Raw genomic sequence first — 14309 nt, forward strand, 5'->3', positions numbered from 1 at the left:
CTACTCTGTTCACAAGTTCATGTGAACACTGGTGAGCATGTTCACCGGACATGTTGTGAACACACTTGCAGAGTGTCAACACTCCCCGCTACGGTTCCGGGGTCGGCGCGACCGCATGCCCGGCACCCAAGTCCCACTTCGAGAAGGACGACCGTGACGAACCCGGACTTCCCCGCTCTGGCCGTCGACGTACCCGTGAAGACGCCCGGCACCCATATGACGCCGCTTTACCGCCTGTGCTTCGACGGTCCCATCGAGGACGTTGACCTGCGGTCGTTCGTCGAGCCCTACTACCTGCGCAGTGACCGGTTCACGGTGGACGAGGTCGACCACGGCCGCCTGAAGGGTCTGGTCGTCACGGGTTCGACCGGACCCGTGCCCGCGCCGTGGTGCGATCTCCTGACCGCCTTGGTCGGGCGCCTCGTCGTCCAGACGAAGCAGAACGCTCTCGCCCTGCTCTTGGTTCGTACCGACAAGGCCGTGTACGCAGCCACGTACGGCATGGGTCGCGTGATCCTCGCTCCGGGCGTGATCGACCCAGGGTTCGGCATCGAGTTCGCGGTCCGCTGCCTGGACCACGACCGGGTCACCAGGGTGCGCCGCCACCTGATGGACGCGCGGGGACGTACCGACGAGAACTCCGCCAGCGCCGGTGAGCACATCCGAGGGTTCGGCATCGAGCAGTTCGGCGAGATCGTCAGCCAGATCTCCGGAAAGATCACCGACATCCCGTTGACCTACACCAAAGACCGCAAGCGCCCTGCGCAGATCACCGGTAACGACCGCACGCTCAAGGTGCGACTCGGAACCACGCCGGAATCGCTCATGGCCGATCTGATGCTGATCGAAGAGGTGTGCGCGCGGTCGAACCCGCTGCCCGAGTTCGAGTTCATCGCCAACGTGCGTCCGATCGACCCGAAGTCGTCGCGCGCGCGGCGTCTGGACCGGCGTTTCGACGCGATGCTCGGCGAGGCGGACACCGACCGCGTCGCCTTGGCCGTGCCCACCGAATGCCGGGAGCGGTACGAGTTCGCCGAGACCTTCAAGGTGACTCTCGCGGGCTGTTCCCGATGGCCCGCTGAGCTGGATGTCGACGAACTGGTCGCGGGAGTCCGTCACTTGCCGTCCGGGGAAAGGCTGGAGGCACTGCGCAAGGGCCGAGTCCAGATGTTCGGCGATACCGCCGGTGAGGACCCCCTCAGCCGCAAGGTTCACGCCGACCACTGGCTCACCGCGGAGGTGTCCGACGGCGCTGACCACTGGTTCTACTGGCAGGGCCGGTGGTACGAGATCGGCGGGAACTACGCGACCGTCATCGACCAGCGGATCGCCGACCTCCTCACGCTGCCGGCCAGCGTCACCCTCCCGCCGTGGCCGGCCGGTGCGGGGCACGACGAGGGTTGGTACAACAAGGAAGTCGCAGCCCAGGACGGGTACGTGCTCCTCGACAAGGACACCGTGCGCACCAAGCGATTCCGCGGCGGCGGCCTTGAGATCGCCGATGTCCTCGGACCGGACGGTCAGCTCGTGTGCATCAAGAAGGCGGACAAGACGGCCGCGCTCAACCACCTCTTCGCGCAAGGGCGGGTAGCCGTCGAGACCCTCCGCTACGACGCCGCGGCCCGGCGGAAGTTCCTCGACAAGGTCGACGCGCTCGCGCCTGGGCACCCGGTCGACTCGTCGTTCCGGTCGCCGACCCTCGTCTACGGGATCATGCTCAAGGACGGGACGACGCTGACGCCCGAGACGCTCTTCTCCTTCGCCAAGGTGTCCCTGTTGCACGCGGCGACGTCGCTCCAGGGTATGGGTGTACGTCTCGAGATCGCTTCGATCAGCCGGTGACCGTTCTCTCCTCGGCGGTGTTCGGCGCAGACCAGATGTCGCGTCGCAGTGGAACGACGACCGACTCCGGCGGTGCCCGACCGTCGGAGTGGTCTCCCGGGCGCGTCTTTCACCTGTTCGGCGGGGGCTCGTCGGGCGCGGGCTTGGTGGGCGACGGTGGTTCCGGCGTGGGCGGGATCGGGGGTTCGGTCGCGGGTGACGGCTCGTGCGGCGGCTGGGGTACCGGGTCGGGTACGGGCACGGGGCGCGGTTCGGGCGGTTGAGGCTGGACCATGGCTGACCTCCTTGCCCACCGGACTACCCAAAACCCGCGTGTCCTACGTTCAGAACACGCGTGTCCTACGTTCAGGACACCCGAGTTCAACGCTCAGGACGCACGCGGCGGGTCGGTGAGTCGGGACGGGGCGGGGGTCAGGTTCGGCAGGACTTCCCGGCCGAACAGGCGGATCGCGTCGAGCACGGCCTGGTGCGGCAGACCCCCTATGTCCACCATGACCAGTTGCGCGTCCAGGCCCAGCAGCTCGGTCAGCCGGTTCAGGCGGTCGGTCACCTCCGCCGGGTCGCCGCACACCGCCGCACCCTCCATCAGCAGGTCCACGTCCACGTCACCGTCACCGCGCCACGGGTCGGCGAACTCCGCGTACGCGGCCAGGTGAGGTCGCCACGTGGCACGGGCCGAGGCCGCCGTCGGTGCGACGTACACGTGACTCGGCAACGCCACCCGCCCGCCACCGCCCATCGCCGCCCGGTAGCGCTCCACCACCGGCCGGTGCGTCCGCGGGTCCCGCAACGTGCTGGGCAGCATCAACGGCAGCCCCAGCTCCACCGCCAGGTCCGCCGACACCGCCGACCCGCTGCCGATCCACACCAACGGCCGGGGTTGCTGCACCGGGCGCGGCGTCGTCGTGACGTCCACCAGCGGACTGCGGTACCGGCCCTCCCACGTGACGTGCTTCTCCTCCAACAGCCGCAGCAGCAGCCGCAGGTTCTCGTCGAACCGCGCCCGCACGTCGTCCTGCACCCCGAACGCCACGTCCGTGCGCTGCGACACACCCCGCGCCACGATCAGCTCCGCCCGACCCCGCGACAGCACGTCCAACGTGGCCAGGTTCTCCGCCACCCGCACCGGGTCGTGGTGCGCGAGCAGCGTCACCCCGGTGGACAGCCGCAACGTCGACGTGCGGTCGGCGATCGTGGCCAGCAACAACTCGGGCGCGGAAACGATGTACCGGGTGAAGTGGTGCTCGCCGATCGCCACCCCGGTGAAGCCCGCCTCCTCCGCCACGACCGCCTGCTCCACCATCGCACCCAGCCGGTCGCACTCCGAGACCGCCCGACCGGTGTACGGGTTGGGCAGGTGATCGCCCAGGATCAGCAGATACACGTCCATCCGCCAATCTTGCACGCCGCGACTACCGTGGCACCCGCCAAAGCCGAGCGGAGGAGCACCCGTGACCGCAGTGTCCGTGTCCGACAACCCCGAGCAGTCCCGCTACGAGGTTCGCCTGGACGGTGAGCTGGGCGGCTTCGCCGAGTACACCGCGGCGGACGGCGTGGTCACGTTCACCCACACCGAGGTCGTCGTCGAGGGCAAGGGCCTGGGCAGCGAGTTGGTCCGGTACGCGCTGCGGGACGTGCGCGCCAAGGGCCTGACCGTGGTGGCCCAGTGCCCGTTCGTGCGCGGTTACTTGGAAAAGCACCCGGAACTGGCGTGACGGCACACCGGGACCGGACGTATCCGCCCGAACCGACTTGGGTACCCTGTTGACCAGCGCATACCACGTCGAGGTTGCTTCTCAGTGGGAATCATCACATTGAGCGGTAACAAGACGGCCAAGTAGTCCGCTTTTGGTCAACAGTGGTAGCTGATCGTGTCAAAATTATCGACCGTGGCCTCCCTCGTCCTTGATCCCCGCCATGATGGTGACGTCGTCGGCACGCGCGACCGATCGCCGGCAAGAGGACCGAACACGAGACCGACGGAGTGGGCCTGGCTGTGACCGCTGAGGTGAGCGAGACCGGCGCGCGCGCGGGCGGCCCGGCTCGCAGGGCAGGCACGTGGGCGGCAGTCGTCCGGCAGGTACCCGCGCGGTTGTTGCGGCTGGGCGCGCTCGGCGGGCTGCTGATCGCGGTCGGCGGCGTCGGCGCGGGCGCGGTGCTGCGGCGCGACCCGCTGCTGACCGGCACGATCCTCAACGCGGTCCGGTACGGCCACGGCCGCGACCTCGCCACCGCCGTGGTGTTCGCCGGCGTGGCGCTGATGGTCTACTCGTGGGTCCGGCTCGGGCGGATGGTCCGCGCCGGCCAGGTGGACGGGCGCGGTGTGGTGCTGGCCGCCGCCGCGTGGACCGCGCCGCTGCTCATCGGCCCGTCGCTGTACAGCCGGGACGTCTACAGCTACCTCGCCCAGGGCGCCGTCGCGCTGCACGGGTTCGACCCGTACACGAACGGCGCGTCGGTGCTGCCCCTGTCGCTGGGCGGCAACGTGGCGTCCCTGTGGCAGAACACGCCGTCGCCGTACGGGCCGCTGTTCCTCCTGGTGGCCAAGGGTGTCGTGGCGATCACCGGGGACAACGTCATCGTCGGCGCGGTCCTCATGCGGCTCGCCGTGCTCACCGGCCTGGGGCTGCTCGCCTGGGCGATGCCCGGACTGGTCCGCCACCTCGGCGGGCGCACGTCGGTGGCGCTGTGGCTGACCGTGGCGAACCCGTTCGTGATCGCCGTCGGCATCGGCGGCGCGCACAACGACATCCTGATGGTCGGCCTGATGGCGGTCGGCGTGCTGATGGTGCTGGACCGCAAGCACGTGCGCGGGATCGCGGTGATCGCCCTGGCGACCGCGGTCAAGGCCACCGCGGTCCTGGTGGTCCCGTTCCTGGTCTGGGTGTGGGTCGCGCGGCTGTCCGGCCCGGCCCGGCAGCGGTTCTTCCAGGCGTGCCTGGTGGGCGGCATCACGTTCGCCGGTGTCTTCGCGCTGTCCACGATCATCGCCGGGGTCGACCTCGGCTGGATCAACGTGCTGCAGAGCCAGACCCCGCTGCTGACCTGGATGTCGCTGCCCTGCGCCGTCGCCGAACTGCTGTACCACTCGGTCGGCCGGCACTTCCCGGGCGCCGAGTACGAGGGCTTCCTCGACTTCTTCCGGTCCGCCGGCATGTACGTGCTGGCCGCCGTGCTGGTCCGCCAGTGGTGGCTCGCCCGCGCCGGTGGTGTGGAGGCCGTGCGGCGGGCCGCGATCGCCCTGCTCGCCGCGTCCGTGCTCGCGCCGTCCGTGCTCCCGTGGTACTTCACCTGGACCTTGGCGCTCGCCGCCGCCTTCGCCTGGAAGGACCGGTGGCTCGCCGTCGCGGCCGGTTTCTCGGTCTGGATGGTCCTCATCACGCTCCCCGACGGCACGATCGTCGCCCGGTGGCACTACGGTTCGGCGAACCCGGTCGTCTGGTGGTCCTACCTGGCCGTTACCGTGCTCATCGGCGTGTGGGTCGGCCGGGCACTGCTCGAACGGCCGTCCGTGTGGTCGCTGCTGGCGGAACTGCGGGCGCGGTCGAGCGACCCCGGCCGGTCGGGTGAACCGGGCCGGTCGGCGAAGGTCGCCGAAGTCGTCGAGGTCATCGACATCGCGGACGTGGTCGAGCAGGCGGTGACCGACGCCAGGCGGACGTCGCCGCCGGAGGTCCACGACCCCGGGCACGACGAAGACGCCGCGGACGACGACGTGGGTGTCGAGCCGGACACGGCCGGGAAGAAGCGCGGGAGCACGGGTGGTTGAGCAGCGGGTGTTGAGGTTCGCGCCGCTGGTGTTGTGCTTGTCGCTGGGCTGGTACTTCTGGCGCCTGGGCGCGCCGACCGGCTGGGGCATGATCGACCTCAAGGTCTACTGGAGCCTGGCGCCGAACCTGCTGACCGATCAGCTCTACACGATCGACATGCCGTTCACGGCGGACTTCCCGCTGCCGTTCACCTACCCGCCGTTCGCGGCCGTGGTGTTCCTGCCGCTGTCCTGGCTGCCGTGGGTGGCCGCGCGGATCCTGTGGCAGGTGCTGTCCCTGGTCTGCCTGTGGTGGCTGGTCCGGACGGCGTTGACGCTGGTCGCCGCCAAGTCGGGGCAGCGGTTCGACGCCACCTGGTCGCGCCGGGCGTTGTTGTGGACGGCGTTGGCGCTGTGGTGCGAACCGGTGCGCAAGACCCTCGACTTCGGCCAGATCAACCTGGTGCTGATCGCCGGCACGTTCGCCGCCGTGGTCGCCACCCGGCAGCTGGTGGCGGGCTTCGGCGTCGGTGTCGCCGCGGGCCTGAAGCTGACCCCGGCGATCTCGGTGCTGTACTTCCTGGTGACGCGCCGGTTCAAGGCCGCGGTGTGGACGGCGGTCGGCTTCGCGTTCACCGTGGCCGTCGGCTTCGTCGCCTCCGCCTCCGACTCGTGGCGCTACTGGTTCGAGCTGCTCGGCGCGGCCGACCGGGTCGGCCCGGTCGGGTCGGCGATCAACCAGTCGTTGCGCGGCGCGTTGTCGCGGACCCTCGGCTACGACGTCGGCATGAGCTGGCCGTGGCTGCTCGCGGTGGTGGTGTCCGCCCTGCTGGCCGGGTTCGCGCTGCGCGCGTCGGTGCGGGCGGGTGACGCGCTGGCGACCGTGGTGGCCGTGCAGGTGTTCGGCTTGCTGCTGTCGCCGATCTCGTGGAGCCACCACTGGGTGTGGGTGATCCCGCTGGTGCTGTGGGCCGTGTACGGCGCCCGCCGCGCGTGGCCCGTCCTGGCGGTCGCCGCCGCGTGGGTCGTGGTGACCGGCGCGGACCTGATCACCTACCTGATCGACCAGCAGCCGACCATCTGGGAGATCCCCCGGCCGTGGCCGCTGGCCGCGCTGGGCTGGTGCTACCCGCTGCTCGGCCTGCTCACCCTCGCGGTGATGCCGATGGCACTGCGCGCCGAGCGCACCGAGCCGGTCGGCACGCCGCCCACGACGTCGAAGGTCGAACCCAGTGTCCCGTGATCCGTCCCCCGCTGTGCGCGTGCTCGTGAACGCGGAGCGGTGGCTGCTGGCCGTCGCGCCGGTGCTGCTGGTGGTGTCCGCCCTCGGCCGCACCTGGACCATCGTCACCGGGTTCGGCAACGAGACGATCGACCTGTACGTGTACTGGGCGCTGGCGCCGCACGTGCTCTCCGGCGACCTGTACGAGGTCACCTCGCCGAACTCGCCGCCCGACTTCCCGCTGCCGTTCACCTACCCGCCGTTCGGCGCGCTGGTGTTCCTGCCGATGACGTGGCTGCCGTGGGTCGCCGCGCAGTGGGCGCTGCGGCTGCTGTCCGCGCTGTGCGTGTACTGGATGGTGCGCGTGGCCCTGCGCCTGGTGGCGGGGGAGGGCTGGACGGCGGACGCGGCGCTGTGGCGGCGTCGGGCGCTGCTGTGGACCGCCGTGCTGCTGTGGCTGCAACCGGTGGTGCACACGTTCGACTTCGGGCAGGTCAACCTGCTGCTGGCGGCGGTGGTGCTGGGCGCGATGACGGCCCGGGACTCGCGGCTCGCGGGCACCGGGATCGGCTTGGCGGCGGGCGTGAAGCTGGTGCCGGCCATCTCCGGGCTGTACTTCCTGGCCACCCGCAGGTTCGCGGCGGCGGTGTGGTCGGTCGTCGCGTTCGCGGTGAGCGTCGGCCTCGGCTTCCTGGTGAACCCGGCGCAGGCCAGGCACTACTGGTTCGAGCTGCTCGGTGCGGCGGACCGGGTGGGTCCGATCGGCACCGCGCACAACCAGTCGCTGCGGGGCGCGTTGTCGCGGAGCCTCGGCTACGACGTCGAGATGACGTGGCCGTGGGTGGTCGCGGTGGTGATCTCGCTGGTGCTGGCCGGGTTCGCGCTGCGCGCGGCGGTGCGGGCGGGTGACGTGCTGATCGGCGTGCTGGTCGTGCAGGTCCTCGGGCTGCTGCTCTCGCCGATCTCGTGGGACCACCACTGGGTGTGGATCGGACCGCTGCTGATCTGGCTCGTGCACACCAGGGTCGTGCCGTGGGTGCGGGGCGTGCTGCTGGTGCTGTGGTGCCCGGTGATGTTCTGGGACCTGATCGCCTTCCAGCTCGACCGGCAGCCCACGATCTGGACGATCCCGCGTCCCGGCTGGCTGTCTGCCGTCGGCTGGGCCTACCCGGCGTTGGCGCTGCTCACGCTCGCCGTGATCCCGTTCCTGCTGACCGCCGCACGGCGTGATCGGGCCGAGTCGCCACTGGCCGACCACCTCGAGGTTACCGGCAAGTAGTATCCGGGGATGGAGTGGACCGAACCCGGAGTCTTCGAGGTCGCGCCCGGTGTCCACCGGATACCGCTGCCCCTGCCCAACGATGGGCTGCACACCGTCAACGTGTACGCGCTCGAGGACGGCGACGGCCTCGTGCTGATCGACTCCGGCTGGGCGCTCGAAGCGGGCGAGACGGCCCTGGAGACGGCGCTGGGCGCGCTCGGCCACGGGTTCGAGGACGTCCGCCGCTTCCTGGTCACCCACGTCCACCGCGACCACTACACGATGGCCGTGGCGCTGCGCCGCCGGTTCGGCACGAAGATCGCGCTGGGCGCGGGGGAGCAGCCGTCGCTGGCCAAGATCGTCGCACGGCGCCGGGACGGCTTCCGCGACCTGGCCACCTGGGGCGCGCCGCACTTGGCCGAGCGGTGGCGGGCCGTGGTCGAGTCGGTAGGCGAGGCCGAGCTGCGCGACTACGAGGAGCCCGACGAGTGGCTCCACGAGTCCGACCTGGCCCTGGAGAAGCGGGTCCTGCGCGTGCTGCCGACCCCCGGCCATACGCGCGGTCACGTGGTGTTCCTGGACGTCGAGTCGTCACTGCTGTTCTCCGGCGACCACGTGCTGCCGCACATCACGCCGTCGATCGGCTTCGAACCCGCCCGGCCCGCGCTGCCGCTCGGCGACTACCTCGACTCGCTGCGCCTCGTCCGGAGCCACCCGGACCTGCGGCTGCTGCCCGCCCACGGCCCCGTCACCGAGTCCAGCCACGCCAGGGTGGACGAACTGCTCGCCCACCACGAAGACCGCCTGGCGGCCACGCTGGACGCCGTGCGCGCGGGCACCGGAACCGCCTTCGAGACCGCCCGCAAGCTCGGCTGGACCCGGCGGCACCGCGACTTCGCCGACCTGGACCTGTTCAACCAGGTGCTGGCCACCGGCGAGACGGCCGCGCACCTCGACGTGCTGGTCCACCGCGGCCTGCTCACCGCCGAGGTGGACGACGGCGAGGTGCGCTACTCGGTCAGCTGAAGTGCCCGGCCAGGGCCTTGGCCAGCACGTCCGGCGCCACGCCGTGCCAGTCGCCGACCAACGTCCGGCGTGAGGCGTTCGGCAGGCGCTCGGCCACGCCGTCCGCCCAGCCGCGCAGCCGCTCGTCGCTGCCGCTGCTGTCCAGCACCAGCGTCGGCGCGGTGACCGAGGCCAGGTCCGGGACGGTGCCGGTGATGGTCAGGTCGTAGGCGGTGGTGTGGGCCATTGCCTCCAGCGCGGGCCAGCCCGGCGACTGCCGCATCCCGGCGGTGAACTCCTCGGGGATGCCGCACGCCTCCTGGAACCGGGCCACCGCGTCACCACGTCGACCGGCCGCGACCAGGGCGTTGATCTCGTCCCGCACGTCCGGCCCGGTCGGCTCCTCGAACGACAGCGGCGGTTCCAGCAGCGCCAGCGCCGTGATCGGCAAGCCGGTCGCCGCCGCGTGCAGCGCCAGCACCGCGCCCGACGAGAAGCCGTGGACGTACGCCGACCCGCCCGCCGCGTCGATGACGGCCGCCAGGTCCTCCACCTCGCGCTCGATCGCGTAAGGCTCGCGGTCCGCGCTCTCGCCGCGGCCCCGCCGGTCGTAGGTGTAGGCCGTGAACCCGGTCAACGCCTCGGCGACGGCGGGCATCGGACCGCCGCCCCGGAAGCAGCACGCCGCGTCCACCAGCACCACCGCCGGACCCTCACCGACCCGCGAGAACCCGATCGTCGTGCCGTCCTTCGAGGTCACCGTGCCCATGGGCGAGACCCTAGCGGGGCAGCTTCACCACGGTCACGAAGAAGTCGTCGATCTGCCGCACGACCTCGATGAACCGGTCGAAGTCGACCGGCTTGGTGACGTAGGCGTTGGCGTGCAGGTTGTAGCTGCGCAGGATGTCCTCCTCCGCCTCCGACGTGGTCAGCACCACCACCGGGATGGGCCGCAGCGTCTCGTCCGCCTTGATCTCAGCCAGCACCTCCCGGCCGTCCATCTTCGGCAGGTTCAGGTCCAGCAGGATCAGGCCGGGCCGCGGCGCGTCCTCGTACTGGCCCTGGCGGCGCAGGAACTCCAGCGCCTCGACGCCGTCGCGCACCACGTGCAGCTGGTTGCGGATCTTGTGGTGCTCGAACGCCTCCTGCGTCATCAGCGCGTCGCCGGGGTCGTCTTCCACCAATAGGACGTCGATCACGTTCAGCGGATTGCTCATTGCTCGTCGTCCTCTACAGCCGGCAGCGTGAACTTGAAGGTGGTACCGGTGCCGTTCTCGCTGGTGTCCAGCCAGATCGTGCCACCGTGGTACTCGATGATCTTCCGGCACATGGCCAACCCGATGCCGGTGCCGGGGTAGTCGTCCTTGTGGTGCAGGCGCTGGAAGATCACGAAGATTCGTTCAGCGTACTCGGTGTCGATGCCGATGCCGTTGTCGCTCACCGTGAAGGTCCAGAACTCGCCCGTCCGCTCCACGTCCACGCGCACGTGCGGCGGCTCCTCGCCGTGGAACTTCAGCGCGTTGCTGATCAGGTTGCCGAACACGCCACCCAGCAGCGACTCCTCGCCGCGCACCGTGGGCAGGTCGGCGACCTCGACGGTCGCGTGCGTCCGCTCGATGACCTCGGAGTAGTTGTCCAGCACCCCGGCGACCACATCGTCGCAGTCCACCAGGGTCTGCTCCCGCGTGATGCGGCCCACCCGCGAGAACGCCAGCAGGTCGTTGATCAGCACCTGCATCCGCTTCGCGCCGTCGACGGCGAACTTCAGGTACTGCTCGCCGCGCTCGTCGAGCTGACCGGAGTAGCGCCGCTCCAGCAGCTGGCAGAAGCTCGCCACCTTCCGCAGCGGTTCCTGCAGGTCGTGCGAGGCGACGTAGGCGAACTGCTCCAGCTCGGAGTTCGACCGCCGCAGGTCCTCCAAGTCGGAGAGGATGCGCACGCGCATGGCCTCGACGTCCTCGCCGAGCATCACCGTCTCGCGCGGCCCGCCCGCCTCGACCTCGTGCGCGAAGTCGCCCGACGACACCTGCCGCACGTCCGCGGCCAGCCCGCTCAGCGGCGCGATCACGATCCGGTACAGCATCACCGCCACCCCGGCGATGATCAGCACCAGCAGCAGGCCAAGGCCGCCGAGCAGCCACAGCTGCCTGCCCGCCACCCGGTCCAGCTCGCGCCGCGCGTCACCGGCCGCCTGCTCCAGCTTGTCGCCCAGCGCGTCGTCGGCGACCCGGACCCGGTCGAACAGCTCCTTGCCGCGCTCGGCGTCGGCCAGCGTCGACTGCGGCACCCCGGACTCCCGCACCCGCTGGATCAGCGGCTCGGCGTAGCCCTGCCGCCAGTCGGCCGCCAGCCGGTCCAGCTCGTCCAGGTCGCGCACCAGGTCCGGGCGCACCGAGGTGAGCAGGTCGCGGACGGAGTCGACGGTCCGGTGCTCGACCTCCTGCCCGTCGGTGTAGGGGGTGAGGAACTCCTCGTTCGCGGTGAGCACGTACCCGCGCACACCGCTCTCCTGGTCGATCAGCGCGGTGTCCACGTCCCGCACCAGGTCGACGGCGGGCTGGATCTGGTCCAGCAGCAGCTTGCGGGCATCGGTCAGGCCCGCCATGGACACGCCCAGGCCGCCGACGGCGCCCGCGCACACGATGATCAGGACCGTCACCGCCGCGATCAGCAGCCTGCTCGCCGGCCAGCGGGTGCGGTAGTCCATCAGGCGCGGTCCGAGATCAGCAGCACGGCCATGTCGTCGTCCAGCTCCCCGCCGTTGAGTTCCTTCACCTGGTTGATCAGGTCGGTGAGCAGCGTCTTCGGCGCGCGGGCCCAGTCCGGGCGGGTCCTGGTGATCCCGCTGATCAGGTCGATCAGCCGCTCCGAGCCCAACCGCTCGGTGTCGCCGTGGACGCGGCCCTCGACCAGGCCGTCCGTGTAGAGCAGCATCGACCATCCCGGCGGCAGCGGCACGTCGAGGCCGCTCCACGTGCTGTCCGGCAGCACGCCCAGGGGCAGCCCGGCCCGGTCGCGGGGCAGCTCCACCACGCGGTCGCCGACCAGCAGCATCGGCTCCGGGTGCCCGGCCAGGTAGAGCCGCGCCCACCGGCGGTCCGGCGAGATCGTCACCATGCACGCGGTGGTGAACAGGCCGGGCTGGTGGCGTTCGTGCTCCAGGATCTGGTGCAACGTGCGCAGCACCCGGGACGGCTCCTGGTCGGCCAGCACCAGCGCCCGCCACGCGATGCGCAGCAGCACGCCGATCGCGGCCTCGTCCGGGCCGTGCCCGCACACGTCGCCGATCAGCAGCTGGAGCGTGCCGTCGGCGGTGCGCACCACGTCGTAGAAGTCGCCGCCGAGCTGCATCCGGCTACCACCGGGTCGGTAGCTGACCTCCCAGCCGAGGTCCTCGCCGTGCATGATCGGGGACGGCAGCAGGCCGCGTTCCAGGCGGGTCTTCTCCGCCGCCAGCAGCTGCTCGTCGCGCAGCTGGCGCTGGGTCTCCTCGACCCGCTTGCGGCCGACCGCGTACCGGATGCTGCGGGCCAGGCCCACACCGTCCACCTGGCCCTTGACCAGGTAGTCCTCCGCGCCCTGGGCCACCGCCTGGGTGCCCTGGTGCTCGTCGTTGAGACCGGTGAGCACGATGATCGCCACCGGCGCCGGGTTGGCGAGCAGCCTGGTCAGGCCGTCGAGCCCGGTCGTGTCGGGCAGGCCGAGGTCGAGCAGCACGCAGTCGGCCTTCGACAGCAGGCCCTCGGCCTCCCGCAGGGTCCGCGCCCGGTGCAGGGCGACGTCCGCCTCGACCTCTTCCAGCAGGGCCTCGACCAGCACGGCGTCCCCCTCGTCGTCCTCGACGAGGAGCACGTTGATCCGGTTCACCGCGGTCCGCGATGTGGGGAGCCCTGCCACGGAGGAGGAGATTAGTCGAACTCGATCAGACCTGGGTGACGGCGTGCGGTGGGGCGCGGTGACGGCGCCCGGGGCCATGACCGAAGATCCTCGCGTGACGTTCTCCCAGATGGTCGCGCTCACGACGCGCCTGCCCCGGCGGGGCCGCGGTTTCTGGTACTCGGTGGCGATCGACCTGCTGTGGCCGCTGGTGGTGCTGTTCGTCCGGATGCGGATGGCGGGTCGGACGAACATCCCGCGCGAGGGCGCGGTGCTGCTGGCGTCCAACCACCTGTCCTTCGCCGACCCGGTGACGCTGACCGCGTTCGCCCTCGCGTCCGGCCGGGTGCCCCGGTACCTGGCCAAGGCGAGCCTGTGGAAGGCGCCGGTGATCGGCTGGGTGATGTCGTCGGGCCGGCACATCCCGGTCGACCGGAGCAGCGTGCGCGGCGGCGTGGCGCTGGACAGCGCGAGCACGGCGTTGGCGGCGGGGGAGTGCGTGATCGTCTACCCCGAGGGGACGTTCACCAACGACCCGGACGGCTGGCCCATGCGCGGCAAGAACGGGGTGGCCCGGCTGGCGCTGACCACCCGCACGCCCGTGGTGCCGGTGGCCCAGTGGGGTACCCGCGAGCTGCTGCCGCCGGGGAAGTTCGTGCCGCGGCCGTGGCGGAAGGTGTCCGTGGTGGCGGGCGCGGAGGTGGACCTGTCCGACCTGTACGGGCTGGAGCCGACCAAGGCCGTGCTGGACGAGGCGACCGCGCGGATCATGGGCGCGGTGACCACGCTGCTCACCGGCGTGCGCGACCTGCCACCTCCCGGGAGCCGCTGACGGTTCGCGTTGCCAGGGCCGCGGCCCTAGGGCTCGGGGTGGCGCTGTTCCGACGGCTTGCGCGCCTTGCCCGAGCGCTCCCGCTCCCACCGCAGGTACTGGCCGGTGACCGTGGACACGCTGGTGAGCAGCCACACCGCCACGCCCGCGTCGTCGGTCACACCGATCAGCGGCAGCAGTTCGGGCAGCAGGTCGACCGGGGAGACCAGGTAGACCGCGGCGAACGCCCACGTGGCCAGCGTGCTCGTCGGCAGGCCGTAGGCCTTGCGCTCGCGCAGCAGCCGGGGCAGCGCCTTGGCGCGGTCGACGACGTTGCCGACCGGGCGCGGCTCGCCGTTGCGCTCCCACCGGCGGCGCCGCCGCACGACCCACAGCGCGCCGGCCGCCACGCCCAGCACGACCAGCCCGGAGCCGACGACGACCGGGGGCAGGCCGATCAGCTCGTCGTCACGCAGGAGCAGCGTGCTCAGCCCGAGCAGGGTGAGGACCACGCTGAAGAAGATCACAGGACCATGGTAGTGGC

General features: G+C 71.0%; 13 protein-coding genes. 7 read left to right on the plus strand and 6 right to left on the minus strand.

Annotated elements, in window-relative coordinates; translation table 11 throughout:
• Positions 1 to 21 precede the first annotated feature (21 nt).
• Positions 22 to 1842, plus strand: a complete 1821-nt coding sequence (locus tag A6A25_RS39270; protein ID WP_198933027.1) for a DUF6119 family protein — start codon at positions 22 to 24, stop codon at positions 1840 to 1842.
• Positions 1843 to 2209: 367 nt separating this feature from the next.
• Here A6A25_RS39270 and A6A25_RS39275 read toward each other — a convergent pair whose 3' ends face one another.
• Positions 2210 to 3232, minus strand: coding sequence for an LLM class flavin-dependent oxidoreductase (locus tag A6A25_RS39275; RefSeq protein WP_073899205.1), 1023 nt, complete (start codon positions 3230 to 3232; stop codon positions 2210 to 2212).
• 61 nt (positions 3233 to 3293) lie between these two features.
• Here A6A25_RS39275 and A6A25_RS39280 point away from each other — a divergent pair, with 61 nt between their 5' ends.
• From A6A25_RS39280 to A6A25_RS39300, 5 genes are all read left to right on the plus strand, one after another.
• Positions 3294 to 3557 carry a GNAT family N-acetyltransferase gene (locus A6A25_RS39280; protein WP_073899207.1) on the plus strand — a complete coding sequence of 88 codons (264 nt, stop codon included), beginning with the start codon at positions 3294 to 3296 and terminating at the stop codon, positions 3555 to 3557.
• Between the two features lie 281 nt (positions 3558 to 3838).
• Positions 3839 to 5611 (plus strand): polyprenol phosphomannose-dependent alpha 1,6 mannosyltransferase MptB, encoded by a 1773-nt coding sequence (gene mptB, locus A6A25_RS39285; RefSeq protein WP_073899209.1) that lies wholly within the window; start codon positions 3839 to 3841, stop codon positions 5609 to 5611.
• Complete coding sequence (locus A6A25_RS39290; protein WP_241829163.1) at positions 5604 to 6833, plus strand: glycosyltransferase 87 family protein; 1230 nt, start codon at positions 5604 to 5606, stop codon at positions 6831 to 6833. The genes mptB and A6A25_RS39290 overlap by 8 nt, the downstream gene beginning before the upstream one ends.
• Before the next feature lie 19 nt (positions 6834 to 6852).
• Positions 6853 to 8091 (plus strand): glycosyltransferase 87 family protein, encoded by a 1239-nt coding sequence (locus A6A25_RS39295; protein WP_073899390.1) that lies wholly within the window; start codon positions 6853 to 6855, stop codon positions 8089 to 8091.
• A 9-nt stretch (positions 8092 to 8100) separates the two neighbouring features.
• A complete protein-coding gene (locus A6A25_RS39300; RefSeq protein WP_073899213.1) occupies positions 8101 to 9099 on the plus strand; it encodes an MBL fold metallo-hydrolase in 999 nt (332 codons plus the stop codon).
• Here the strand turns inward: A6A25_RS39300 and A6A25_RS39305 are convergent.
• From A6A25_RS39305 to A6A25_RS39320, 4 genes are read right to left on the minus strand one after another with little or no spacing between them, the layout of a single operon-like run.
• Positions 9092 to 9847: an alpha/beta fold hydrolase gene (locus tag A6A25_RS39305; protein WP_073899215.1), complete on the minus strand. Its 756-nt coding sequence runs from the start codon at positions 9845 to 9847 to the stop codon at positions 9092 to 9094. The genes A6A25_RS39300 and A6A25_RS39305 overlap by 8 nt on opposite strands.
• Before the next feature lie 10 nt (positions 9848 to 9857).
• Positions 9858 to 10295 (minus strand): response regulator, encoded by a 438-nt coding sequence (locus A6A25_RS39310; RefSeq protein WP_073899217.1) that lies wholly within the window; start codon positions 10293 to 10295, stop codon positions 9858 to 9860.
• Positions 10292 to 11785, minus strand: a complete 1494-nt coding sequence (locus tag A6A25_RS39315; protein WP_073899219.1) for a sensor histidine kinase — start codon at positions 11783 to 11785, stop codon at positions 10292 to 10294. Before A6A25_RS39315 ends, A6A25_RS39310 begins: the two co-directional genes overlap by 4 nt.
• Positions 11785 to 12975 (minus strand): PP2C family protein-serine/threonine phosphatase, encoded by a 1191-nt coding sequence (locus A6A25_RS39320; RefSeq protein ID WP_073899221.1) that lies wholly within the window; start codon positions 12973 to 12975, stop codon positions 11785 to 11787. The genes A6A25_RS39315 and A6A25_RS39320 overlap by 1 nt, the downstream gene beginning before the upstream one ends.
• Before the next feature lie 109 nt (positions 12976 to 13084).
• On the opposite strand from A6A25_RS39320, the gene A6A25_RS39325 reads away from it, so the two are divergent.
• Entirely contained in the window at positions 13085 to 13786 is a 702-nt protein-coding gene (locus A6A25_RS39325) for a lysophospholipid acyltransferase family protein (RefSeq protein ID WP_083669050.1), read from the plus strand.
• Between the two features lie 26 nt (positions 13787 to 13812).
• Here the strand turns inward: A6A25_RS39325 and A6A25_RS39330 are convergent, their stop codons facing one another.
• Positions 13813 to 14292: a YkvA family protein gene (locus tag A6A25_RS39330; RefSeq protein ID WP_073899223.1), complete on the minus strand. Its 480-nt coding sequence runs from the start codon at positions 14290 to 14292 to the stop codon at positions 13813 to 13815.
• Positions 14293 to 14309 lie beyond the last annotated feature (17 nt).

The sequence above is a fragment of the Saccharothrix sp. CB00851 genome, from assembly GCF_001905065.1.
Taxonomy (GTDB): domain Bacteria; phylum Actinomycetota; class Actinomycetes; order Mycobacteriales; family Pseudonocardiaceae; genus Actinosynnema.